Origin of the sequence: Bradyrhizobium erythrophlei, from assembly GCF_042430365.1 — a bacterium.
In the GTDB taxonomy this organism is placed as follows: domain Bacteria; phylum Pseudomonadota; class Alphaproteobacteria; order Rhizobiales; family Xanthobacteraceae; genus Bradyrhizobium; species Bradyrhizobium erythrophlei.
Map to the genome: position 1 here is coordinate 15637 of NZ_JBHMET010000208.1, position 22509 is coordinate 38145.

17 protein-coding genes and 2 pseudogenes are annotated in these 22509 nt (G+C 62.1%); 10 read left to right on the plus strand and 9 right to left on the minus strand.

Features of this window, described 5'->3' with window-relative positions; genetic code table 11:
• The first annotated feature begins 98 nt into the window (after nucleotides 1-98).
• Entirely contained in the window at nucleotides 99-323 is a 225-nt protein-coding gene (locus ACFFWD_RS29430; RefSeq protein ID WP_376971295.1) for a hypothetical protein, read from the plus strand.
• On the opposite strand, the gene ACFFWD_RS29435 is transcribed toward ACFFWD_RS29430, so the two are convergent.
• Together ACFFWD_RS29435 and ACFFWD_RS29440 are read right to left on the minus strand one after the other, a co-directional pair.
• Nucleotides 229-933, minus strand: coding sequence for a DNA/RNA helicase domain-containing protein (locus ACFFWD_RS29435; protein WP_376971342.1), 705 nt, complete (start codon nucleotides 931-933; stop codon nucleotides 229-231). The two genes, ACFFWD_RS29430 and ACFFWD_RS29435, sit on opposite strands and share 95 nt — an antisense overlap.
• 378 nt (nucleotides 934-1311) lie before the next feature.
• Nucleotides 1312-1698 (minus strand): hypothetical protein, encoded by a 387-nt coding sequence (locus tag ACFFWD_RS29440; RefSeq protein ID WP_376971297.1) that lies wholly within the window; start codon nucleotides 1696-1698, stop codon nucleotides 1312-1314.
• Nucleotides 1699-2023: 325 nt separating this feature from the next.
• Between ACFFWD_RS29440 and ACFFWD_RS29445 the strand changes: the two genes are divergently transcribed.
• From ACFFWD_RS29445 to ACFFWD_RS45270, 8 genes and pseudogenes are all read left to right on the plus strand, one after another.
• The gene (locus ACFFWD_RS29445; protein WP_376971299.1) at nucleotides 2024-2596 is read left to right on the plus strand and encodes a hypothetical protein; all 573 of its coding nucleotides are present in this window, start codon (nucleotides 2024-2026) and stop codon (nucleotides 2594-2596) included.
• 502 nt (nucleotides 2597-3098) lie between these two features.
• Complete coding sequence (locus tag ACFFWD_RS29450) at nucleotides 3099-3887, plus strand: hypothetical protein (RefSeq protein WP_376971301.1); 789 nt, start codon at nucleotides 3099-3101, stop codon at nucleotides 3885-3887.
• 123 nt (nucleotides 3888-4010) lie between these two features.
• Nucleotides 4011-5945, plus strand: a complete 1935-nt coding sequence (locus tag ACFFWD_RS29455) for a hypothetical protein (protein WP_376971303.1) — start codon at nucleotides 4011-4013, stop codon at nucleotides 5943-5945.
• 260 nt (nucleotides 5946-6205) lie between these two features.
• Nucleotides 6206-8155 (plus strand): type I secretion system permease/ATPase, encoded by a 1950-nt coding sequence (locus ACFFWD_RS29460; protein WP_376971305.1) that lies wholly within the window; start codon nucleotides 6206-6208, stop codon nucleotides 8153-8155.
• Nucleotides 8156-8218: 63 nt separating this feature from the next.
• The gene (locus ACFFWD_RS29465; protein WP_376971307.1) at nucleotides 8219-9580 is read left to right on the plus strand and encodes an HlyD family type I secretion periplasmic adaptor subunit; all 1362 of its coding nucleotides are present in this window, start codon (nucleotides 8219-8221) and stop codon (nucleotides 9578-9580) included.
• A 75-nt stretch (nucleotides 9581-9655) separates the two neighbouring features.
• Complete coding sequence (locus tag ACFFWD_RS29470) at nucleotides 9656-11218, plus strand: GNAT family N-acetyltransferase (protein ID WP_376971309.1); 1563 nt, start codon at nucleotides 9656-9658, stop codon at nucleotides 11216-11218.
• Nucleotides 11219-11345: 127 nt separating this feature from the next.
• Nucleotides 11346-11489: pseudogene (locus ACFFWD_RS29475) on the plus strand (integrase); the annotation flags it as partial.
• A 300-nt stretch (nucleotides 11490-11789) separates the two neighbouring features.
• A pseudogene (locus tag ACFFWD_RS45270) lies at nucleotides 11790-11967 on the plus strand (IS5/IS1182 family transposase); the annotation flags it as partial.
• A gap of 343 nt (nucleotides 11968-12310) precedes the next feature.
• Here ACFFWD_RS45270 and ACFFWD_RS29480 read toward each other — a convergent pair.
• Nucleotides 12311-14125: an adenylate/guanylate cyclase domain-containing protein gene (locus ACFFWD_RS29480; protein ID WP_376971311.1), complete on the minus strand. Its 1815-nt coding sequence runs from the start codon at nucleotides 14123-14125 to the stop codon at nucleotides 12311-12313.
• A 68-nt stretch (nucleotides 14126-14193) separates the two neighbouring features.
• On the opposite strand from ACFFWD_RS29480, the gene ACFFWD_RS29485 reads away from it, so the two are divergent.
• Nucleotides 14194-15210 (plus strand): integrase core domain-containing protein, encoded by a 1017-nt coding sequence (locus ACFFWD_RS29485; RefSeq protein ID WP_376971314.1) that lies wholly within the window; start codon nucleotides 14194-14196, stop codon nucleotides 15208-15210.
• Nucleotides 15211-15355: 145 nt separating this feature from the next.
• On the opposite strand, the gene ACFFWD_RS29490 is transcribed toward ACFFWD_RS29485, so the two are convergent.
• From ACFFWD_RS29490 to ACFFWD_RS29515, 6 genes are all read right to left on the minus strand, one after another.
• Nucleotides 15356-16150, minus strand: a complete 795-nt coding sequence (locus ACFFWD_RS29490; protein ID WP_376971316.1) for an ABC transporter ATP-binding protein — start codon at nucleotides 16148-16150, stop codon at nucleotides 15356-15358.
• Between the two features lie 146 nt (nucleotides 16151-16296).
• On the minus strand, nucleotides 16297-17538 hold the full coding sequence (locus ACFFWD_RS29495) for an ABC transporter substrate-binding protein (RefSeq protein ID WP_376971318.1): 1242 nt from the start codon (nucleotides 17536-17538) through the stop codon (nucleotides 16297-16299).
• Between the two features lie 33 nt (nucleotides 17539-17571).
• Nucleotides 17572-18591 (minus strand): branched-chain amino acid ABC transporter permease, encoded by a 1020-nt coding sequence (locus ACFFWD_RS29500; RefSeq protein ID WP_376971320.1) that lies wholly within the window; start codon nucleotides 18589-18591, stop codon nucleotides 17572-17574.
• A gap of 51 nt (nucleotides 18592-18642) precedes the next feature.
• On the minus strand, nucleotides 18643-19557 hold the full coding sequence (locus ACFFWD_RS29505) for a branched-chain amino acid ABC transporter permease (protein ID WP_376971322.1): 915 nt from the start codon (nucleotides 19555-19557) through the stop codon (nucleotides 18643-18645).
• Nucleotides 19558-19578: 21 nt separating this feature from the next.
• Nucleotides 19579-21522: an AMP-binding protein gene (locus tag ACFFWD_RS29510; RefSeq protein ID WP_376971324.1), complete on the minus strand. Its 1944-nt coding sequence runs from the start codon at nucleotides 21520-21522 to the stop codon at nucleotides 19579-19581.
• Nucleotides 21519-22334 carry an ABC transporter ATP-binding protein gene (locus ACFFWD_RS29515; protein ID WP_376971326.1) on the minus strand — a complete coding sequence of 272 codons (816 nt, stop codon included), beginning with the start codon at nucleotides 22332-22334 and terminating at the stop codon, nucleotides 21519-21521. Before ACFFWD_RS29515 ends, ACFFWD_RS29510 begins: the two co-directional genes overlap by 4 nt.
• Nucleotides 22335-22509: the final 175 nt, after the last annotated feature.

The window sequence follows — 22509 nt, forward strand, 5'->3', positions numbered from 1 at the left end:
CGCGGGAGATTGCGCCGTATCGGTGAAGGCAGGGTGCCGTAGAAATCATGGCATTCTTGCGATGTACTAGCGGGCTAACGTTCGGCAGGGAGGGAGCAATGTCCTACACCATCGGCTTTGTACCGAAGAACCAACGAGAGGGCATCTCGGCAACTGAAGCACCGACCGCTAACCAAGCTCTCGCGGTGATTGTGGCACTTCAAGAACGTGCAGAGGAAATCAAATTCATCAGGTCACCTCAGGAAGGTGAAATGGGGATTGAGATGCTGTTGCTGTTAGCGAAAGAAGAAGCCGAGGAGATGCCGAGCAAAGCTGTGACGTAACGCAGCATCGCTGCGGATGTCGTGAGCTTGCCATTGGATGGCTACGGTTATCGTCATTGACGTTCTGCCAGCGCGTGCCGGAAAACCGATAGAACTGCCACCTGCCGTCGACCGACCGAAAATCGGCATCGCAGCAAACTCCCACCCAATCGAGCTCCAGGCCCTGAATATCGAACGCGGTCGCAGGGTCCTCCATATAGTAAGACGACCGAACGTCATCTCTTCCATTCAAGAACCACGTCGTCGCTTCGGTCTTTTCGTGAACGTTGATTTGGACCGCCATTTTGACGCGGCGGTTTTCGCGCATCATGAGTTCTTCGCTAGGTTCTGCGTCAGGCGCTGCCGTCGATGCGTAAAGCTCCGAACTCCCCTTACTGGGGAGCGGGACACAAGGCGACGGCCAAAACTCGCGGCTGGCCTTCGTCCACAAAATCCACCGAGTTTTGCAACACAATCCCTTGAAGAGCGGACGTCGCGGGGCCACGCGGCCCGGACGACATATCCCTGACTGATGATGGAATTCTCCTTCTGTCATCGGTCGAAGGTCGACGGAAGAATGGCTATTGGCGCCGGAACAAATTGCACTCAAATCTCCCCCGCTCTTCACCATCGAGCTGACGGTGACTGCAATGGTGTATTCCTGGTTGTTGTCGGGATCGGTGGGATCGCCCGAGATGCGGCGATAGGTGGAAGCTGTCCTGCCCGACAAAGCCCTTCCGGGACTGATAGATCACCTGAACCACGCGCGCGGTCTTGGTGGTGCCGTCCCGCAGCGCCTTCTGCTGCAGTGTTACCTGGGTGTGCAGCCACCCATACTGATCTTTGGAGAATATTCTTCTCTTGTGGAGAGGTCGACGCTGCGCGCGACCGTCTCGCCAAATGGCAATCGGTCAGCGCATTTGTCGACGATAAGAAAGCGCTGCGTGCGCGACGCGCATCGGCCGATTTCTTCCTGCAGCCTCAGCCCAAGTGTCTACCTCATTTAGAGCTAGTCGAATTGATGCAGCTCGCCCTGACTTGAGCTTTCCGAAATATGCGCGTCGAAGAATTGCCTCCATGCCGACGACACGTCCTCACGTTGCGCGTGCGATTGTGCGAAGTCGGCTTCGAACGGATCGCGCACCTGCTCCGCGTAATCCATGCCTACGCCGTCGACGAGGGATTGCGCGCCAAATAGGATTAAGCTGAAGGTTGCCGCGTTGCGGCAGCCCAGCTCGAAATCCCCATTGCGGTCCGCGGTGAACGCGAGCAGGTCTTCGGCCATCGCGTCGGGCGTCATTGCGGTGATGTCTTCCCACACTCCGCGCTGAACGAGATTTAGCGAGTTTCCGGCGATCCTGCCGCTCTCCACGCGCGCGATGATGCTGATCAGCATCACGATGAAACCGATGATGTAGGGATCGGACCACGCCAGGTCGGGTATCCCGCCGAGACGATACCGACTTCCTTCCACGATCGGAGCGATCGCGGCGACCGCAGCCCTGCGGGCCCTGCGCGTCCTCGACAGTTCGCGTGCCCAACGCCACATGCCGGCATTCCTTGCCGATGGCTAATGCAACGTAATGTAAGCGCTTTGTCGCCTTGCTGGCTAGTTCCCCGGATCGTATATTTGAGGCGATTTGCACGTCAGTGACTTCACGTCGGAGCGCAGCGCTGCGTGGCAGGCCTCGCGCCCCTCGCAATCAGACAGGACCACAGCCATGCCGCCCAGCCGCCTTCCGCCGAAGCCCGACTTCGACGCTATCGCAGCACTGGCGCCGTCGACGGCCGACCGCCGGACGATGATCCTGGCGCTGATCGGAAACCTGGTTTCGAGCTGGTCCAACAATGAAAGCCTGTTCATCTACGTCCTCATGATCCTGATGCGAGTGGACGTGGAGTCCGCGGCGCTCACCTTTGCGACCCTCAACACGACGCGTGCGCGCCTCGACCTGATCCAGCGCCTTGCCAAGATCACGATAAGGGACAAGGCCCTGGACAAGGCGCTTTCGAAGATCATCGACCGCTTCAACGAAGTGACCGTTGTCCGCAACGAGTTCAATCACTGCATGTATGTCGTCGACGCCAGCGGCCAGATCACGCACACCCAATCGATGCGAATTGTTCAAAGCAAGGACAGCCTTTCGTTCGGCGAGAGGAAGCCGATGGACGACGCCCGGCTGAAGAGCATGATCAAGGCCACGAAGGATATGACGCGCATCAACCGCGAGATCTGGGATTTCCTGCCCCGGCTCGAAAGTCATGTGCGTTCGATCGAAAAGCCCTCGAGCTGATCGGACGCTGCAGTCGCCCGTGCCTCGGGACGCGCCGGACTACGCTTTCGGTGGACAACTCGCCTATGGTTGGCTCGCCTCCCACGTTTTGCCTCAGCTCCTGTATTGCTATGCGGCGATGCGGGGAAGCTGTCCAATTTGGCTTCGTGCCATCCCCCGAGCGACGCGTGATGTCCGACCTGTCGGGGAACAGCTGCCTCGTTCGAGAGGCGCGCCGGAAGGATTGGGAGTGGCCGACCGGACAGCGCAGCAAGGCCGTTGCGACCGCAACCGAATAGCCATTCCGGGTTAATCCAGAAAGGGCGATCGCTACCCACAGTTGTGGCTAGTCCGCGACTTTTAGACGCGCAACGCTGATGATGCGGAGTCCCGCAAAAAATTGCGGGGGGATCGCAGTCGGGAAATCCGACGTTCACCGCATCGGAAGCTTGGGTGATCGCAGACGTAGAAGATCAGCGATCTCCTGTGGCGACGATGCTCTCAACTGTCGCAGGAGTGCATCATGGGTTGGAAGCCGAAGCAAAATCAGAACCAAGATCAGGACCAAGACCAAGACCAGAAGCAGGCGCAGGCCAATCTCCAAGCTCAGCTCCAGGGCCAGCTGCAGGGTCAGGGCCAAGGCCAAGGCCAGGCGCAAGGCCAGATTGCTGTTCAGTCGCTCGAGTCGAATAGCGACAACGACAACAAGAACGGCAACTGGAACGGCAACTGGAATGACAACAAGAGCTCCAACGAGAACAAGAACGAGAACGAGAACAAGGTCGACAACAAGCTCAAGAACGACGTCGACAACAAGGTCGACAACAAGATCGAGAACGTCGTCGACAACAAGGTCAATGTCGACATCAAGGTTGATCTCGATCTCAAGGCCACCGGTCTCAGCAGTCCGGTCATCGACCTTCATGATCTCCACAACGTCGCCGGTTCGGTCGTCATCCCCGAGGCGGTCTACCAGACCATCAACGGCGGCGGCAACGCGTTCGACATCAACCAGATCAACAATCTGATCAACGACAACAAGGTGGACCATCCGAGCGTCTCGTTCAGCAGCGGCGGTGACGACTTCAAGATGGATGCCAAGGCCCACGGCGGCGACATGCAGGTCGACTCGCATATGGGCAACGTGACCGCCGGCACCACCGCGAACGGCCTCGCTGCTCATGCCGACACGGTCCTGACCCAGAATGCGTTCGATCAGACCATCACGCAGGGTGCGAACATCCAGTTCAACAGCCTGACCATGAATGTGGCAGGCCATGATTTCCACGACAGCCATAATCTTGGCAGTTGACACCGGACATCAACCCGCGCGGCTTCCGCCGCGCGGGTTTTTTCCGACATGTAAGCAACTTCTGATAGCAAACAGTCGCATGTTCTAATTTCCGGTTCCGAGCCCTGAGCACGGGAGGCGCCCATGGTACCCGGCGGCGTAACCGAATTGATTTGGCATTTTGTTGCTCATTTCCGCATCATCGACGACATTGCCCGGGATCGCCTGGTCTACGAAGACCCAGCGCATGAGAAGCCGCTGGACGACTATGCGACGAAACTTCCTAACTTCGACGTCACGCCTGATCTCGACGAATTCCACACGGCGCCGATCGCTCCGCCGTGGATCGAAGCGGTCAAGGATCCCGTCGGCGACAGGCTGCACCTGGTAAAACCCCTGCTCCCGGCGCCGATCGATGACGACTCCGGAGCGGCGGGAAGGCTGCCGCAGCCGCCAATTTCGGTGGGCGGCGGTGGCGGCGGCGGGGGCGGCTTCCGCCTGGACGTCGTCCATGCGCCCGGCGGTGAGCAGACTTTCGTCCAGATCCATCAATTGAACATGCTGTCGGAGACGAACATCATTCTCGCCGGCTGCGGAACATCGGATCTTAGCGCGATCGTCACTTCTCAAATGATGCAGCTCAACGTTCACACCGAGCTGGTGCTCCAGCAGATGGCGGACAATGCCAATCACCAGATCCCGACTCAGTGGTGGATCCCCCAGGACAATGCCGGCGTCACCGCCTTCATCCAGCATTTCGACAAGGAGCAGTCCGAGCCGGGGGCGACGCCTCCTGCGCATTCCGTAACCCCCGGCTATTACCTGAACGGCGTGCTGCAGAACCCAGCACCGGATGCGCCGCATCCGCTCCTGGGAGCGACGCACCATCACGCGACCGGCCATGGGCTCGGCGTTTGGGTCGACGCCGGAAGCAATGACGTCTTCAACGGCGCCCAGATTGTCGATCTCAGCGCGTCCGCGCACACCATGATCGTGCTGGGCAACTACTATCACACTGACGCCATCTTCCAGACCAACTCGACAATGGGCGGTACTTACGTCACCGCCCCGCACGGTCACGCGTCGCATGTCGCGGTCGGTCACGACACCACCACCAACATTGCCGACTTTATCCACCATCCCGGCGTCTGGAGCTCGGTGCACGCGACGTTCGCCGGCCCGCACTGGCATGTCGATGTCGTGCACGGCAATTACTACAGCATTCACACCGCCACTCAGACAAACTACCTGATGAACAACAACATCGTGGTTCAGGAAGGCGGGCACAATCATTACGACATTGTCACCGGGGCGAACCAGCAGGGAAACATCGCACAGCTGTTTGACGGGTCGATCCACTACGATCTGATCGTCGTCGCGGGCGCCTATCACGGCATGAACGTGATTTTCCAGAACAACATCCTGCTGAACTACAACGACGTGACGCAGCACATGTACGGCACAGATCCGGCGCATTCCGTCGCCGCCGGCCAGAATGCCCTGCTCAATGCGGCGACGATCCACGACTACGGCGGCGACAAGTTCCTGCCCATGAACAAGGGGCTGGATGGCCTGGTCAGCTCGCTCGGAAACGGCGATGCGTCGCTTGATCCGGCGAACGGCACTCTCATCCCGGGCTCGGGCGGCACATTCAACGTGCTGTACATCACGGGCGACTTTTACGACATCAACGCGCTCTGGCAGGTCAACGTCGTATCGAACATCAATCTCATCGTGCAGCTGCTTCATGCGCCTTCGCATGCGGCGCTCGAGCTTCATCCGAACGACAAGGGCACGTTGTCGGCGACGGTGGGGCACAACAGCCTGACCAACTACGGCGCGATCGTGGCTGCGGGCCCTACCGAGGCCTATGTCGGCGGGCACGCCTACAACGACACCATCCTGGTGCAGGCGAATCTGCTGCCGACCGACAGCAAGCAAATGATCGTCCACGACACCAACACGCTGGTGCCCGAGTTGATCGCATTCGTCGACGACAAGCAGAGCGGTGAGCCGCACCCGCATCCGGTGGCGCACCCGTTGCACCACGACGACGCGATGGCGAATGTCATGCATTAGGCGGAACAAGCCGGTCAAAGGCTGAGAAGGAGGGCGGGGCGATGACTGGCGGTGACGAGCAGCGCATCAACAAGGTCCTGCAGGCCATCCAGAACGACGTCGACAAAGCCCGGTCCGCCAGCGTCCTTCCATTCCCAGGCCGTCGTGAGCGCTCGGAAGACCGCAGTGCATCGGTCGCTTCTTCGCCGCCCGAGGAACGCCGGAGGTCCGCACCTTTGGATCCCGCGCCCCCCGAAACAGCATCCGCGAGTGCGGCGACTGTGGCTTCCGCGACCGTGTCCACCGCGCAGGCGGACCAACCGCCCGTGCTCGAAAGGACGACGACGCAGCCTGCCCCGCGCAGCGAAGCGCGGCCGGCGTCGGGTCGGGTGTCGACCGGCAACGGTGCGGCCAAACCCGCCGTGTCCGGCGGAGGCGGTGGCGGTGGCGCGCCAAATGGCGGCGGGGGTGGCAACGGACGCGGTGGCGGTGCCCAGCCGCTGCACCGCCGCTCGGGTGACAACGAATTCCGCGACGTCCTTGACAAGGGCCTCGCCGGCGCGCGGCGCAACATGGTGACCGTCGGGATTTTCTCGGTGATGGTCAACCTGCTGGTGCTCGCGATCCCGGTCTATCTGTTCAACATGTCGGACCGCGTGCTGACGAGCCGCAGCACTGACACGCTGGTGATGCTCACCATGATCGCGGTCGGCGCGATTGCCGCCCATGTCGTGATGGACATGCTCCGCCGCATCATCCTGATGCGCGTTGCGGTCGACACCGAAGCGAGGCTGGGCGGCCCGGTCCTCAGCGCCGCGGCCAAGGCCGCGCAGGCCGGATCGAGCCGCGAGTTCCAGACGCTCGCGGATCTGCAGAACCTGCGCAACTTCATCACCGGCCCGGTGCTGCTCACGATGTTCGATGCGCCGGTGGCGCCGCTCTATTTTGCCGTCGTTTTCCTCATTCATCCACACCTTGGCCTGATCGTCCTGTCAGCCGGCGCGCTGCTGTTCGGCGTCGCGCTGCTCAACCAGAAGATCACGGCGATCCCGTTCATGCGGGCGAACGCGTTCGGGACGCGGGCCAACCTCCAGGCCGAGGCGATGGCGCGCAACGCGCAGGTGATCAACGCCATGGGGATGATCCCCGAAGGCGTTCAGATCTGGGGCCGCGAAACCGTCGAATCCCTTAAAGAGCAGGTCGTGGCGCAGGACCTCAACATCCTGATGACCGGCCTGTCCAAGTTTCTCCGTCTCTCGACCCAGATCGCGATGCTTGGCTGGGGCGCGTGGTTGGCCCTGGAGGGGCAGCTGACCGGCGGCATGATCATCGCCGCCTCGATCGTGGCCAGCCGCGCGCTCGCCCCCCTCGAAGGCACCATCGAGGGCTGGCGTAATTTCGTGCAGGCACGATCCGCCTACGGCCGCGTGAAGGCGCTGCTGCAGAGCTCGCCCTTGAACCTCGAACGGTTGCGGCTGCCGCGCCCGCAGGGGCTGCTCAGCGTCGAGCGCGTTCTCTACGTACCGCCGCCGAACAAGAGGGTGATCCTGAACGGCATCAGCTTCCAGCTGCAGCCGGGTGAGTCACTTGCGATCGTGGGCGACTCCGGCGCCGGGAAAACCATGCTGGCGCGCATGCTGGTCGGATCGATCATCCCGACCGCCGGCAGCATACGGCTCGACATGATGGATCTCAGGAATTGGGATCCGCGCCAGTTCGGCGAAAGCTGCGGCTACCTCCCCCAGGACGTTCAGCTCTTTCCCGCCTCGATCAAGGCCAATATTGCCCGGATGCGCGAGGGCGCGCGCGACGAGGACATCTTCGATGCGGCGGAGCTTGCCGATGTCCACGAGATGATCTCGAGCTTCGCGCAGGGCTATGAGACCATCGTCGGCATGGACGGGGCCCCGCTGTCGGGCGGCCAGCGGCAGCGCATCGGGCTGGCGCGCGCCTTCTACGGCAATCCGCGGCTGATGGTCCTGGACGAGCCAAATTCCAATCTGGATGCCAATGGCGAGCGCGCGCTGGCCAAGGCGCTGTTACGCGCCAAGGAACGGCACATCACCGTCGTGACGGTGACGCAGCGCGCCGCACTGCTGATGAGCGTCGACAAGATCATGATCATCAACAGCGGAACGGTCCAGGCCTTCGGGACGCGCGACGAGATCATCCCGCTCATCACCGGCCGCAAGCCGAACGGGTCCGGAGACGGCCCGCCGGCGCTGAATTAATGTGGAGCGGCCGATGTCGACCGTTCGGATTGAGTCCACCCGTTAAATTGCGGAGACGCACCGATGTCGAACCAGCTAGTCATGCCGGAGCAACCAGCGATCGAAGCATCCTGGTACGCAACGCTTCCGCGCAGGACGCGCGTTCCTACCATCGCCGGAATTCTCGTCATGGTGCTCATGGTGGCCGGCTTCGGCGTGTGGGGCAACATGGCGCCGATTGCGGGCGCGGTCGTCGCCTCGGGCGTGTTCGTTGCCACCGGACAGAACAAGATCATCCAGCATCTCGAAGGCGGCGTGATTCGTGCGATCTTTGTGCGCGAGGGCGATATCGTCGATCCGGGCCAGATGTTGGTCGAGCTCGAGGACACGACGCCCAAGGCCGAATTGCGCCGGTTGATTCTGCGCCGCGCGCGCTTGACGGCGATGGACATCCGTCTGCAGGCCGAAATGCGCGAAGAGCCGGAGGTCCGCTTTCCCGAAGACATCCTCCAGGCCGCGAGCGATCCGGAGATCGCCGACATCCTGGAAAGCCAGAGGCTGACCTTCATTGCCCGCAAGAACAACGTCAACAGCGATATTGCCGGCATCGTGGAAGGCATCAACGCGTTGAACGAACGGATCCAGGGGTCCAGGGTTCAGCTCGAAGGGGTCAGGGAGCAGATCAAGCTGCTCGACGACGAGATCCAGACCAAAAAGTACCTGCTGCAGACTGGCCTGGTCCGCAAGCCGGAGTTGTTGGTGCTGCAGCGGACCAAGGCCAATCTGGAGGGCGAAGTCGGGCGGATCCTCGGCGAGATCGGGGATGCCAAGGAGCGTATCGCCCGCTCCAACGAGCAGATCAACGGCGTACGCAAGACTGCAATCAAGACCGCGGTCGAACAGATGCATGAAGTGCGCGGAGAGTTGGCCGATGTGCGCGAGCGCGTTCTGGCCGCAAAGGGTGTGCTCGATCGCGTCCGGATCACGGCCCCCGTCAGAGGCGTCGTCGTCAAGCTGCGCTATCACACCCAGGGCGGGGTGGTCGAACCCAGCAAGACCATCATGGAGATTCTGCCGAGCCAGGAGGAGTTGATTATCGAGGCGCGGGTCCGCCCGCAGGATATCGACAGCGTCAAGCATGGCCAGCACGCCATGGTGCGCCTCACGGCACTGAACCAACGCGTCACGCCGATGATCTCGGGCGACGTGATCTACCTCTCGGCGGACACGCTCGCCGACGAGCGCAAGTCCCAGCAGGTCGGGCCGACCGACATTTACATTGTGCGCGTCAAGCTCAACAGGGCCGAGGCGATGAACATTTCGAACTTCAGCCCGACGCCGGGAATGCCCGTCGAGGTGTTCATCAAGACGCAAGAGCGGACGTTCCTCCAATATATCGTGAAGCCGATTCACGACAGCATGATGCGGGCTTTCCGCGAGCGATGAGGCTTTTTCGGTGAGGGATTCCGGGCGGAGCGATCGGATCCGTCCGCATTCCCAACGCAGTGAGTGAGGGTCGCCGTGCGTATCGAGGTCATTGAGACATTGCCGTCATTCGAGCGGATGGAAGCGAACTGGAACGCGGTCTATGACGCGGATCCGGAGGCCCAGTTCTTCCTCTCGTGGCGATGGCTGCGAGGCTGGCTCGTGCAGGTCTCGGGGCCGTGGATCATCCTGGCGGCCCGGGCGACTGATGCGGCGGATGCTCCCTATGTCGGCTTCCTGCCGCTGCGGATCCGGCTCGAGACAGGCGATATTCCCTTCCACAACGAACTGAACATGGCCGGCAATTTCGCCGCTGACTACACCGGCATCCTGTCGATCCCCGCGGCGGAACATCATGTGGTTCCGGCATTTGCCCGTCATCTGAAGCAGATGAATTGGGCGCGCCTGAATCTGGAAAATTTTCGTGTCTCGGACGCGCGTTTCCGCCTGATCTTGGCGCATTTTTCAAAGGCGAATTTCCAGGTCAAGGAAATCAACCGCGTCCAGGATGACGGCATCGACCTTGCCCGGTGTCCGTTCGTCACCTTGCCGACGGACTGGAATTCCTATCTCGACACGTTGAGCGCCAACACCCGGCAGAAGATCAGGCGCCTGTTGAAGCTCGTCGACGCGGATGGCGCGTATCGCATCACCCTAGCAACGTCAGAGACGATCGAACGAGATATCGATACGCTGCTCAAGTTCTGGGAAACGCGGTGGGGCCCGCGCAAGGGCGATAACATCCACGGGCTGGTCAAGTCCAACCGGATGATGCTCACACAATGCTTTAAATCCGATTTGCTGTATCTGCCGACCTTCTGGCAGGGCGACCGTCCGCTCGCCGCGCTTGCGATCCTGATCGACGCCCGCAAGCGGGAGCTGCTGTTTTACATGTCCGGTCGCGACGAGAGTTTCGACGGGCCGCCGTCCGGCCTGATCCTGCATGCCCACACCATACGGCACGCGATCGCAAACGGATTCACCGAGTACGATTTCCTGCGCGGCAATGAATCCTATAAATACTCGTTCGGCGCAAAGGAACGCCGTATCCGGTGCTTCGCGATCGGCACGAAGGACGGACGCAACCTCGGCAACACGATCGATAGACGAACGGTCGGACTGGCGCTGAAGGAAGCGACCGAACTTCATCAGGCGCACAAGCTGGCGCAAGCCGCGCTGGGTTATAAGCAAATCCTTGACGTCGAGCCGAAGAACGCCGACGCGATCCATCGCCTTGGACAGTTGCGCGCGACCGAAGGTGACCATGTGGCGGCGAAGCGCCTGTTTACAACGCTGACGACCCTGAGGCCCGACCTGTACAAGTCGTGGCTCTGCCTTGCGCAGTCCTGCGAGGCGCTCGGTCACCATTTCGAGGCCGCGAACGCCTATCGGGAGGTGGTCAGGCTGCAGCCGGATTTGCCCGAGGCCTTCAGCGGTCTGGGGCAGGTGCTATCCAAGCTTGGCCGCATCGAGGAGGTCAACGCGGCGCTGGCCGCGATCCTCGATCGCGACGCGACGTCCACGGCGCGCAACGGCGTCCATCCGGCGCGCCGTGCCTCGGGCACGGGGGCGCCGCAGGGCGAGCCGCTGCCGGTGTGACGCATCGCCGGCGGGGCGGCCAGATCCGAACGATGCCCTGCTCGTCGGGACGGATCCGTCGGGCAAATCACCTTTAGAACTCCGGCCATCCTGTGCCGATAACGAAGTAGACCGGTGATTGGCCGGCTCGGTGATCGCGCTGTGGCTCGGTCATGAGTCGGTCGAAACGACGCGAACCTACCTGCATGCCCATCTCGCGCTCAAGGAAGCCGCCTTGGTCCGCTCTAATCTCTTAAAGAGCGCGCGAACGATGGCAGAGCGCGTTAGCTAGTCTTGGTCCGGCTCGCGCACGACCGGCGGTTCGTCGGTGCGGTCCTCGTCCTCTTCGTCCTCATCAGGATCTCGGGGCGGCATCGTGTTGCCCATGATCACGAACGGTCTCCAGTCGATCAACCTGGTGGAAAATTCCTCGGGGATGTGTGTGGGGTCATGTTGTTGCTCCTCGGGTGTGGAACTAGGGGATTTTACCCTTCTGCTCCGCTTTCGGCATGAGGGTTAGCGCCGCACCGTTTGCGGGGGCATGCCAGCGGTGGTCCGCCTGCGGCGGCTCATCGTGATGCCGAGCTAAGGGGCGCGCATCTCGGTCACGCCGCCAAAGCCAATGACCTCCAACTCAAGTCGGAAGGGCGGGACTTCGTCTATGTCGGCGCGGACGATATCTATCTTTGTCCCGCCCCGGCGAGCGGCTGTCCTATCGCTATACCAATGAAGAGGACGGCAAGACACTACGCCGCTACTCGACTTCAGCGGTACTACGAACCTCTCCGCATCCCCACGGCGCCCGGCCTGTCCCTCGCGGGCGTCCGGTTATCATCCCTGACCACGCCTTGGGGCCTCCCGTGTTGCGTGCGCTTTCCTTGTGTACATGCTGTCGCCACTACCCCGACACAGCGATTGGAGTATTGCTTTGCTCATTCGTCCCCAATCGTGTCAGCCCTCCCTGATATGGCCGTCAGGTCGGCCTGTGTATCGTCCTTTTCGAAGCTTGCTCAGCGCTAAAAGTAGAACCGCCAAAGTGGCGGAAGCATTCTAGACATGATTGTTGCTCCGACGACTCGACCAGTCGGACGCTGTGTGGCGGCGCCTCGGGACTCATTCGGGAAGGCCTGCAAGCCGGAGACCTTCGCTGTACTTCTCCAGGTCGCCTGGTCGGCGTAGCGGGAACAGGGTCCGAACCTGAGCGATGCGAAAGCTGGGTGCGAGTTCGCGCAACAGGGCCGCGGCTCTCTTGGCCTCTTCGACACGCCCGCCATGGGCGAAGCACGCAGCCGCTAGGCGCAACCCAATGATGACTCTGGGACGTTCTCTAAGCGCCCTCTCCGCCCAAACTGCCGCTTCATTGTCATCGCCCGCGAAGAGATGACCGCACGCCGTCCCCAACTGCAGGAGGAAGATGAGAGGATCGAGAGGATTGAGCCGCGTGGCCCTCGCAAAACGTTCGATGGCCTCTTCCGGTTCGCCCCGAAAAATCTTGATCCAGCCGCCGAAGTTCCATGCCACTGCAAGGTTCGGATTGAGTGCAATGGCGCGTTCGACCAGGGTCGTTCCCTCGTCTATCTCGCCGGCAACATAGGCAAGAGCCTGAGCCGCATTGCTAAGGGCCAAGGCATCGTCTCTGGCCACGACTACTGCACGTCGAGATAAGCGCACCGTCTCCGCAACTATGGCCGCGCGATCGGCCGTTGCTCCTACATTCTGGCTTTCAATTAGGCAGCACTGTGCAGCGCTGCCGTAGGCACGCGCAAAGTCTGGGTCGAGTTCAGTCGCCTTCAAAAACAACGCGCGCGCCTCGCGAGCGCCAGCCAAGGAGACCTCGGGTTGGTTGACAGCAGGACCCATGATCAGGTTCTGCCGCGCAATGCCGCGCAGGTAATAATCGTAGGCGTCAAGTCGGTCTGTTGCCTTGCTCTTGCTGCGCTCAATTTCGGCCTGCTCCACGCGCGGGGCGATTGCGTTGACGACAGTTTCGGTCACCCGATCCTGCAGCACGAAAACATCCTCAAGCGTGCCGTCGAAGTGGTCGGCCCAGAGATGAGCACCGGAGAGTGAATCGACGAGCTGTCCGGTGATGCGAACCCGGTTCGTCGACTTTCGAACGCTACCCTCAAGCACATAGCGCACGCCGAGCTCACGACCGACCTGCCGGACGTCCGGTGAGTTGCCCTTGTAGGAAAAGCTTGAATTGCGCGCGATTACAAATAGCGACTTGAAGCGCGACAGTGCGGTGATGATATCTTCGACCAGTCCGTCGGCAAAATACTCCTGCTCAACATCACCCGACATGTTCTGGAACGGCAGCACGGCGATCGACGGTTTGTCAGGGAGCGGTAGCAGCTTTGTAAGTTCGGCAGTAGGCACCGGAACGGCAGGAACGTCACCAAGCCTCGTTGCAGCAAATGCACGGATCGGCTCTTCGATGTTCTTGACCTGCTGAGCACCTAAGTCGGTGAACGCGAGCGGCAGAACCTTCCTAACCTGCTCGTGCGTCGCACCAGAGACACAAACGCCCCCAGGCTTCGCCAAGGTCTGCAACCGCGCCGCAATGTTCACGACGTCGCCAAAGAGATCACCCGCGCGCACCATCACGTCACCGACATGAACGCCAACGCGAAAATTGATGCGTTTCTCTGGTGGTAGGTTGCAGTTGGCTTCGGCCAGCACGGTTTGCGCTTCCACCGCACACTCTACGGCGTCAACGGCGCTGCCGAACTCCGCAAGGACGCTATCGCCCGCCGTGTTTGCTATGCGCCCCCTGTGGTCCGCAATGGCCTTATCGAGGATCGCACGGCGCTCCGTCAGCCGCTGGAGCGTCCCGACCTCATCAGCCCCCATGAGGCGGCTATAGCCCTCAACGTCAGCCGCGAAGACAGCAACCAGCCTGCGCTCGGTAGCAATAGGGTTCGCCAAAATACACCTGTGTGTACCGAAAACCTTATCCGAGTTGATGACGTGATGGAATCGCCTAAGCTGGCGGAATGATCGGGCTGCTCTGTTTCGTTCTCGCCCTCCTGGCCTCGCCATTCAAGTCGAAGTTGCGGCTTGAAGCTGAGAACGCGGTGCTTCGACATCAGTTGATTGTCTTGGGGCGTAGGCTGCCTGGTCGCGTCCGGCTCACGAACAACGACCGCTGGTTCTTTATCCAGCTGTATCGCTGGTTTCCGTCAATCCTGCAGGTTCTCACGATTATCCGTTCCGAGACGCTGGTGCGTTGGCATCGGGCCGGCTTTCGCGGTTATTGGCGCTGGAAGTCGCACATGCGAGGCGGGCGGCCACAAATCGAGACGGATCTTCGCGGGTTGATCCGGCGGATGAGCCTAGAAAATCCGCTATGGGGAGCGCCGCGTATTCATGGCGAACTGCTCAAGCTTGGGTTTGAGGTCGCTCAATCGAGTGTTGCCAAGTATATGGTCAAGCGGCGAGGACGGCCCAGCCAGGGATGGCGCACTTTTCTGCGTAATCATGCTCCGGAGGTTGCCGCCATGGACTTGTTTGTTGTCCCGGCCATTGGCTTTGACCTGCTCTATGCCTTCGTCATCGTTCGGCTGCATCGCAGAGACCTTGTCTGGATCAACGTCACAGCCAACCCGACGGCGGAGTGGGTTGCACGTCAGATCACCGAGGCTTTTCCCTGGGACGGGGCTCCGGGTTACATGGTCCGCGATCGGGATCAAATCTATGGCACCGTCGTCACGCGCCGATTGCGCGCCATGGGCATTCGGGACAAACCCACCGCACCGGCCTCACCTTGGCAGAACGGCTTTACCGAACGGTTGATCGGATCGATCCGGCGTGAGTGTGTGGACCACATCATTGTCTTGGGCGAGGCGCATCTGCGCCGGGTTCTGAAAGCCTATGCCGACTATTACAACAGGATCAGAACGCACCGATCGTTGAACAAAGATGCGCCGGCCTCTCGCCAAATTCAGCGAACCGGAAGCATCAAATCACACGCCATCCTGGGCGGACTTCATCATCACTACGTCCGGGTTTAGGATTTCGGTACACACAAGGGTAGCGGCGCCAGCGTTGAAGCTCAGCGCCCCGCACCCGTCGGCCATCGCTTGTGCGATGTCCGTCGACCCTCCCCGCCGCTTCGCGGGGGGTGGGTGAAGAAACGGCGTTCTGCGCATACGCTGATCAGGAGAGCCAGCGCTTGCGCCGCTTGTAGCGCTTCACGTCGCGATAGGATTTACGTGAGCCGGCCTCGTTCAGTCCCAGGTAGAATTCACGAATGTCGGAGTTCGAACGCAACTGTTCGGCGCTGCCCTCCAGAACGATACGGCCGGTCTCCATGACGTAGCCATGATCCGCGACCTCAAGCGCCATGGTGGCATTTTGCTCGACCAGCAGCACGGCGAGTTTCTCCTCGCTCACCAGACGGCGCACGATGCCGAAGATCTCCTCGACCAGCATCGGCGCCAGGCCGAGCGAGGGCTCGTCCAGCAGGATGACTTTCGGCTCCGACATCAGCGCACGACCGTTCGCCAGCATCTGCTGCTCGCCACCCGAGAGATACCCTGACACCTGCGCGCGCCGGTTCTTCAGGGCGGGGAAGTAGGCATACACGCGCTCGATCCCGCTGCGCACCTTCGCCGCGTCGCGCTCAATATGTGCGCCGGCGATCAGGTTCTCCTCCGTGGTGAGGTGCTCGAAGACGCGCCGGCCCTCGAATACCTGAGAGATGCCGAGCTTCGTCACGTCGAAGGCGGGCATGCGGTCGATGCGTTTGCCGTCCAGCGTGATGGTGCCCTTGGTGACCGTGCCGCGCTCGGTGCGCAGCACGCCGGACACCGCCTTCAGCGTGGTGGTCTTGCCGGCTCCGTTGCCGCCGAGGAGCGTCGTGATGGAGCCGGACTTCACCTCCAGCGACACGCCCTTCAGCACCAGAATGATGTTGTCGTAGACGACCTCGATGTTGTTGATCGAGAGCATGCCAAAGTCCTTCCCGTCCTCGCCACCGTCATCGCGCCCGCGCCAGCGCGCCGAACCGGGGCCGGCGACGGGAGCCGGCCCTTAAGTCCTGGATCGCCAGCCCTTACGACAAGCTCGAGGGCTGGCGCGGCGGCTCGGTTGCGGTTCTAGTTGGTCGCCGCGAGATGCTTGTTGAGCACGTCGCGGTAGGCCCGGAACCAGTCGCCGTTCTTGACGAGCTTGCCACCCTTGACCGTCCATACCTGCACCCAACCGCCACCCTCGTGGTCGGCCTCGGTAATCTCCATCGGCGGAACCATGCCGCCCAGCGTGAAGCCATTGACGGACTCCATGCCCTTCTTCACGTCCTCGCTTGTCGGCCTGGCACCGCCCTTGGCCTTGATGGCGTTGCGCGTCGCCTCCGCGTGGATCGCCGCGATCATAACGCCGCGATTGTAGTACACGCTGACCTCCTGCGCGGCCGGCACCGGCTTGCCCTGGGACTGGTACATCGCGTTGATGTCCTTGATTACCTGGAAGTCCCCGCCCACGCCGGCGAACTGGAGCGTGTGGTAGCCCTCGGCCACAGCATAGCCGCCGGCCGCCTTGATGTCGGCTTCCGAAGCGCCCCACACGAGCGAGACCACCTTGCTCAAAGGATAGCCTTTGCCCTTGAGCTCCTTGATCGACACCGACGGCGAGCGGCCGAACAGGTGCGCGATCACGAAGTCTGGCCTGTAGCGGCCGGTGATGTCGAGGATCTGCGCGGCCATTTCGACGCCCGGTGCCGGCACGGCGAAGGTCCTCAGCTCGAAGCCCTCGCTCTTCGCCAGATCCTCGAGAATGACGAGCGGCTCCTTGCCGGCCGGATTGTCATAGAACAGATACGCGATCTTCTTGCCCTTGAGGCTGCCGCCCAGCTCGTTCTTCGCGAAGGCGACGGCCGCCGCGCCCTGCGACCAGTAGCTCGCCGCGATCGGGAAGACGTAGGGAAACTTCTTGCCGTCGGTGGCGGCGGCGGTGCCGAAGCCGGGCGACGTGCCGAGGAGCTTGTCCTCCTCCAGCTTCTTGGTCAGCGCGGCGGTCTGGGGCGTGCCGTAGAGGCTCTCCAGGATCGCGCCTTCCAACTTGAAGCGCTCGTGCGCCTCCATCGCCGGCGGCACTTTGTACTCGTGGTCGATCTCGACCACGCGGATCTTGTATCCCTCGATCCCGCCCTTGCTGTTCAAGAGCGCAATATAGTCGTGATAGCCGGGGCAAAGGAAAATCCCCACGGTCTGGGTGGCGCCGGTGCGGTCGCACTGCAGGCCGAACACCACCTCCTTGTCCTGTGCGAAAGCGGCACCGGCCGCCAACGCGACCGCTCCCGCGGCAAAAGCCGCGCCGAGCCAACATCGGGTATGTTTCATGGGCTTCCTCCTCAGGTTTGTCGTTGCAGTCGCTCAGTATGAAAACGGCCAAACGCGAAAGTAGTTACGGATGTTGCGCCACAGCCTGTTCAGGCCTTCCGGCTCCACCACCAGGAAAAAGATGATGAGACCGCCGAACAGCACCAGTCGCGTGCTGGCGATCACGCTCGACATCTCGCCGGGGCTGAAAAAAAGGCCGGCCAGCGGCTCCATCGCCAGACGGAGCACGATCGGCAGCATGGTCACGAAGACGGCGCCCAGAATGGAGCCCAGCACGGAGCCCAGTCCGCCGATGATGATCATCGCCAGGTAGTCAATCGACACCACGATCTGGAACTGCTCATAGTTGGCGATGCCCAGGTAGTACGTGTAGAGCACGCCGCACACGCCCGCATAGAACGACGAGATGGCGAACGACAAGAGCTTGTAGCGGTAGATGTTGATACCGATGATCTCGGCGGCAATATCCTGGTCGCGGATGGCGACGAAGGCGCGACCGATGCGGCTGCGTATCAGGTTGAGCGTGGCGACGATGGCCAGGGCCGCGAAGAACAGCAGGAAGAAATAGAGCTGTCCCTGCGATCTGAGCTCATATCCCCACAGGGTGGGCCGCGGCACCTGGATCGAGGCCTGCGCGCCGCCGGAGATGGCCGGCGTGTGATTGATGATCCACTCGATGATGAGCTGGCCTGCCAGCGTGGCGATGGCGAGATAAAGACCCTTGATGCGCAGGCTCGGAATGCCGACGATCGCCCCGACCAGCGCCGCCATCAGGCCGCCGGCCGGGAGCGTAATCCAGAACGGCAGCCCGAGCTTCACCGCCAGATTCGCCGCCGTGTAGGCGCCCACCGACATGAAGGCTGCGTGCCCGACCGAAATCTGGCCGGTGTAGCCGACGAGGATGTTGAGACCCAGCGCGCCGACGATGGCGATCAGAGACAGGTTGATGATCGACAGGTAGTACTCGTGCAGCGACACCGGCAGGATCACCGCGAACAGCACCATGATCGCCAGGATCGTCCAGCGCGCAATGGGCAGCGGATAGAGCGCCATGTCGGCGGCATAGCTGGTCTTGAAGACGCCGGACTCGCGATGCAGCATGGCTCAAACCCGTTCGATCCGCCGTGTTCCGAAAATGCCGTAGGGTCTGAACATCAGGGCGATGATCATCACCACGTATGGCGCAAAATCCTTGGTGCCGCCCCCGACATAGGGGTCGAGGTAACCGGCGGCCAGGCTCTCCACCACGCCGATGATGACACCGCCCACCACGGCGCCGACAATCGAGTCGAGGCCGCCCAGGATCACCACCGGGAACACCTTGAGGCCGATCAGCGCGAGGTGCACATCGACGCCCAGCATGCTGCCCCAGATCACCCCGCCCAGCGCCGAGACGATGCCGGCCAGCGCCCAGGCCAGCGCAAAGTAGCGCTCGACGTTGATGCCCATCGCCATCGCCACTTGTTGGTTGTCGGCCACCGCACGCATGGCAATGCCCATACGGCTCTTGAGGAAGAACCAGGAGAAGATGCCTAGCAGCGCGAAGGTGACGACGACGCCCGCGATCTGAATCGGCGGCAAGGTCGCCGGCCCGAGGGCGACGGGCGTATCCCCGATCGGCAGCGGCAGCGCGCGCGTTTCGCCGCCCACGGTGATTGGGGGCAGGCCGCGCAGCATAGCGCCGAGGCCGATGGTGGCCATGATCACAGCGATGACAGGCCTTCCAAGCAGCGGCCGCAGCACGATGCGCTCCAGCGCGAAGCTGAACAGCACCATGACGGCGACTGCTGTCGCGACCGCTGCGATCGCCGGCATGCCCTTGGCGCTGAGCGTAACCGCGGCGACGAAGCCCGCCAGCATGACGAACTCGCCCTGGGCGAAGTTGATCGCGTCGGTCGCCTTGTAGACCAGCACAAAACCGAGTGCGATCAGCGAGTACATCAGCCCGATCGAAAGCCCGCTCACGACCAGCGACAGCGCGAATTGCGCCTCATCCCACATGGGAATTCCTCCAACCATGCGAGCAGCTACGTCCCATCGTCAGGCGGCCTCCTGCCGGGCGCCGGCAAACGGACCTATGTCGTGCACAAGCAAGGTCGAGGTTAGTTTGCTCTTGCGGCCGTCCTCGAAGGTGATGTCCATGGTAAGCTGCGCCTGCGTGCCGGCGTCGTAGAATGCGCTGATCACGGGCGCATACTTCTCCGCAATGAAGCCGCGGCGCACCTTGCGCGTTCTCGTAATTTCGGCGTCGTCGGCATCCAGCTCCTTGTTCAAGAGCACGACGCGCCTGACGCTGAGAGCGTCTGGTAGAGTGCTGTTGATCTTGCGCACCTCGCCAAGGATCAGCATCGCGACGTCGGGCTTGCTGCTGAGATCGATGTAGCTGGTATAGGGCAATCCACGCTGCTCGGCCCATTTGCCGACTGTGCTCATGTCGATCGCGATCATCGCCGCGACGAACGGTTGCTGGTCGCCGAACGCCACCGCCTCGCGGATGAACGGGCTGAATTTCAGCTTGTTCTCGATAAAGGCCGGCGCGAAGGGTGTGCCGTCCGCCAGTTTGCCCACGTCCTTGGCCCGGTCGATAATGGCGAGATGGCCGCGCGGATCGATGAACCCCGCATCGCCCGTCTTCAGCCAGCCGTCGGCAGTGAGAGTGTCGCGCGTGGCTTCGTCCTGCTTGTAGTAGCCCTTGAACACGCCCGGTCCGCGTACCTGCACCTCGCCGCGGTCGCCTATACGCACCTCGGTGCCCGGCGGCGTGCGTCCCACCGTATTCGGATCGGCTTCGCCGTCGATCTGCCAGGCGACGAGCACGCTGGCTTCCGTGGCGCCATAGACCTGCTTCAGATTGACGCCGAAAGAGCGGAAGAACCGGAACGTGTCGGGGCCCAGGGGAGCGCCGCCCGTCAAGCACCAGCGCGCGCGTCGCAGGCCGAGCTGGTCACGCACCGGGCCGTAGACGACGAACTCGCCGATGCGGTAGGCGAGCCTGGTGCCGAACGGAATCGCCCTGGCGTCCTCCTTCAGCAACTCACGCCGCACGGCGACATCGCGAAAGTAGGTGTAGACCGTCCGCTTGAGCCGGGACGCGTCGGCAGCCCGCACTTCCAGTGCGGTCAGCATGTTCTCCCAAATTCGCGGCGGCCCGAGCAGGGCGTTGGGGCCAAGCTCGCGCAGGTCGCGCTGCACTGTCTCCGGGCCTTCCGGGCAGTTGCACGTCGCGACGGCGACAAGGCTGGCGCTAAGAGAGAAGATGGAATCGCCCGCCCAGGCCATCGGCAGGTAGCAAAGCCAGTTGTCACCGCGCTCGACCGATTCGACCGCGACAAAGCTTTCCGACACGGCGATCAGGTTTCCATGCGAAAGCAGCGCTCCCTTGGAGCGGCCGGTTGTGCCAGACGTGTAGGCCACCAGCGCCACATCGTCCGCCCTGCCCCTCGCCAATTCCATCTCGTAATGCCTGGGGTTGGCCTCCTGGAAGGCGCAGCCCGCTCCTTCCATCTCCGTGAACGACTTGAGCATGGGATCGCGATAACCGCTCATCCCTAACGTGTCCTCGAAGATGATAAGCCGGAGCTTCGGCAGCTGTTCGCGCACGGACAGCACCTTATCGACCTGCTCCTGGTCCTCGGCCACCACCACGGATACGTCGGCGTGCTCGAGCACGTGGACCAGCTCGCTGGCAATCGAGTCCTGATACAGCGGTACGGCCATGCCGCCCATGGCCTGGCTGGCCAGTTGCGCCCAGTAGAGCCGCGCGCGGTTGTCGCCCAGCACCGAGAGCTTGTCGCCCCGGCCGAATCCGTTCGCAGCAAGCCCCAGCGCGAAGGCCTGCACATGCGTCTGGCAGTCGCGCCAGTTGTAGGTTTTCCAGATGCCGCGATCCTTCTCGCGGATGCCCGGCTGGCGCGGATGCGTCAGCGCATTGCGTGCGAGCAGCTTGGGCAGTGTGTTGGTTGCAGCTTGCTCGATGAGCTTCATGCTTTGCCCCTCCTTGCCGCGCCAAGGTAGGCCGCGATCACCGCCGGGTCGCTTTGCACCGCCGCCGGCGACCCTTCCGCGATCTTGCGGCCGCGATCCAGCACAACCACGTCGTTGGAAATGTCCATCACCACGCCCATGTCGTGCTCGATCAACACGACGGTCACGCCGCGCTCCTGATTCACGTCCAGCACGTAGCGCGCCATGTCCTCCTTCTCGTCCTGGTTCATGCCGCCCATCGGCTCGTCCAGCAGCAGCACCTCGGGGTCCTGCGCCAACGCCCGCCCCAGCTCGACTCGCTTGCGCAGGCCGTAGGCCAGCGCCGCCGTCGGCTGCTTGCGCAGATCCTGCAACTTCAAGAACTCGATTATCTCCTCGCACGCTTCGCGGTGGCGAATCTCCTCGCGCTGGGCAAGACCCCAGTAGACCACGCTTGAGAACACACCCGAGCTCATGCGTACATGCCGGCCCAGCATCAGATTGTCGATTACGCTCAAGCCGCTGAACAGAGCGATGTTCTGGAACGTGCGCGCGATGCCCAGCGCCGCTACCGCGCTGGGTCGCTTGGAGGTGATGTCCCGCCCCTCGAGCGTGATGCGCCCTGTGTCCGGCTTGTAGAAGCCCGAGATCATGTTCAAGAGCGAGGTCTTCCCCGCGCCGTTGGGGCCGATGATGGACAGGATCCGTCCCTTGGGAACGTCGACCGATACGCCGTCGACAGCAGTGACACCGCCGAAGCGCTTCGATACGCTCTCGACCGACATCTGGACGGTCACTGCTGTGATGCGCTCGGCACTTTCGGCGATGTTCATGCGCGGCCCCAGGGACCACGACCGGAACCGGACCTGCAATAGAGCCCGGCCCCGGCCGGAGACTCCCACCCGCGCGCGCTCGAACGGACCAAGAGGCGATCTGTCGTCACGACGAAACCCTCCCTGAGGTCTTGGCAACTCTTGGCAAATTTTTTATGTGCAGGCTTCTCTTGGT

Excerpts from the sequence above, each read along its gene's own strand:
- ACFFWD_RS29515 (WP_376971326.1), bottom strand. The coding sequence starts at position 22,334 with ATGAACATCGCCGAAAGTGCCGAGCGCATCACAGCAGTGACCGTCCAG.
- ACFFWD_RS29485 (WP_376971314.1), top strand. The coding sequence starts at position 14,194 with ATGATCGGGCTGCTCTGTTTCGTTCTCGCCCTCCTGGCCTCGCCATTC.
- ACFFWD_RS29500 (WP_376971320.1), bottom strand. The coding sequence starts at position 18,591 with ATGGCGCTCTATCCGCTGCCCATTGCGCGCTGGACGATCCTGGCGATC.
- ACFFWD_RS29455 (WP_376971303.1), top strand. The coding sequence starts at position 4,011 with ATGGTACCCGGCGGCGTAACCGAATTGATTTGGCATTTTGTTGCTCAT.
- ACFFWD_RS29505 (WP_376971322.1), bottom strand. The coding sequence starts at position 19,557 with ATGGTTGGAGGAATTCCCATGTGGGATGAGGCGCAATTCGCGCTGTCG.
- ACFFWD_RS29495 (WP_376971318.1), bottom strand. The coding sequence starts at position 17,538 with ATGAAACATACCCGATGTTGGCTCGGCGCGGCTTTTGCCGCGGGAGCG.
- ACFFWD_RS29445 (WP_376971299.1), top strand. The coding sequence starts at position 2,024 with ATGCCGCCCAGCCGCCTTCCGCCGAAGCCCGACTTCGACGCTATCGCA.
- ACFFWD_RS29440 (WP_376971297.1), bottom strand. The coding sequence starts at position 1,698 with ATGCTGATCAGCATCATCGCGCGCGTGGAGAGCGGCAGGATCGCCGGA.
- ACFFWD_RS29450 (WP_376971301.1), top strand. The coding sequence starts at position 3,099 with ATGGGTTGGAAGCCGAAGCAAAATCAGAACCAAGATCAGGACCAAGAC.
- ACFFWD_RS29465 (WP_376971307.1), top strand. The coding sequence starts at position 8,219 with ATGTCGAACCAGCTAGTCATGCCGGAGCAACCAGCGATCGAAGCATCC.
- ACFFWD_RS29435 (WP_376971342.1), bottom strand. The coding sequence starts at position 933 with ATGGTGAAGAGCGGGGGAGATTTGAGTGCAATTTGTTCCGGCGCCAAT.
- ACFFWD_RS29430 (WP_376971295.1), top strand. The coding sequence starts at position 99 with ATGTCCTACACCATCGGCTTTGTACCGAAGAACCAACGAGAGGGCATC.
- ACFFWD_RS29490 (WP_376971316.1), bottom strand. The coding sequence starts at position 16,150 with ATGCTCTCGATCAACAACATCGAGGTCGTCTACGACAACATCATTCTG.
- ACFFWD_RS29510 (WP_376971324.1), bottom strand. The coding sequence starts at position 21,522 with ATGAAGCTCATCGAGCAAGCTGCAACCAACACACTGCCCAAGCTGCTC.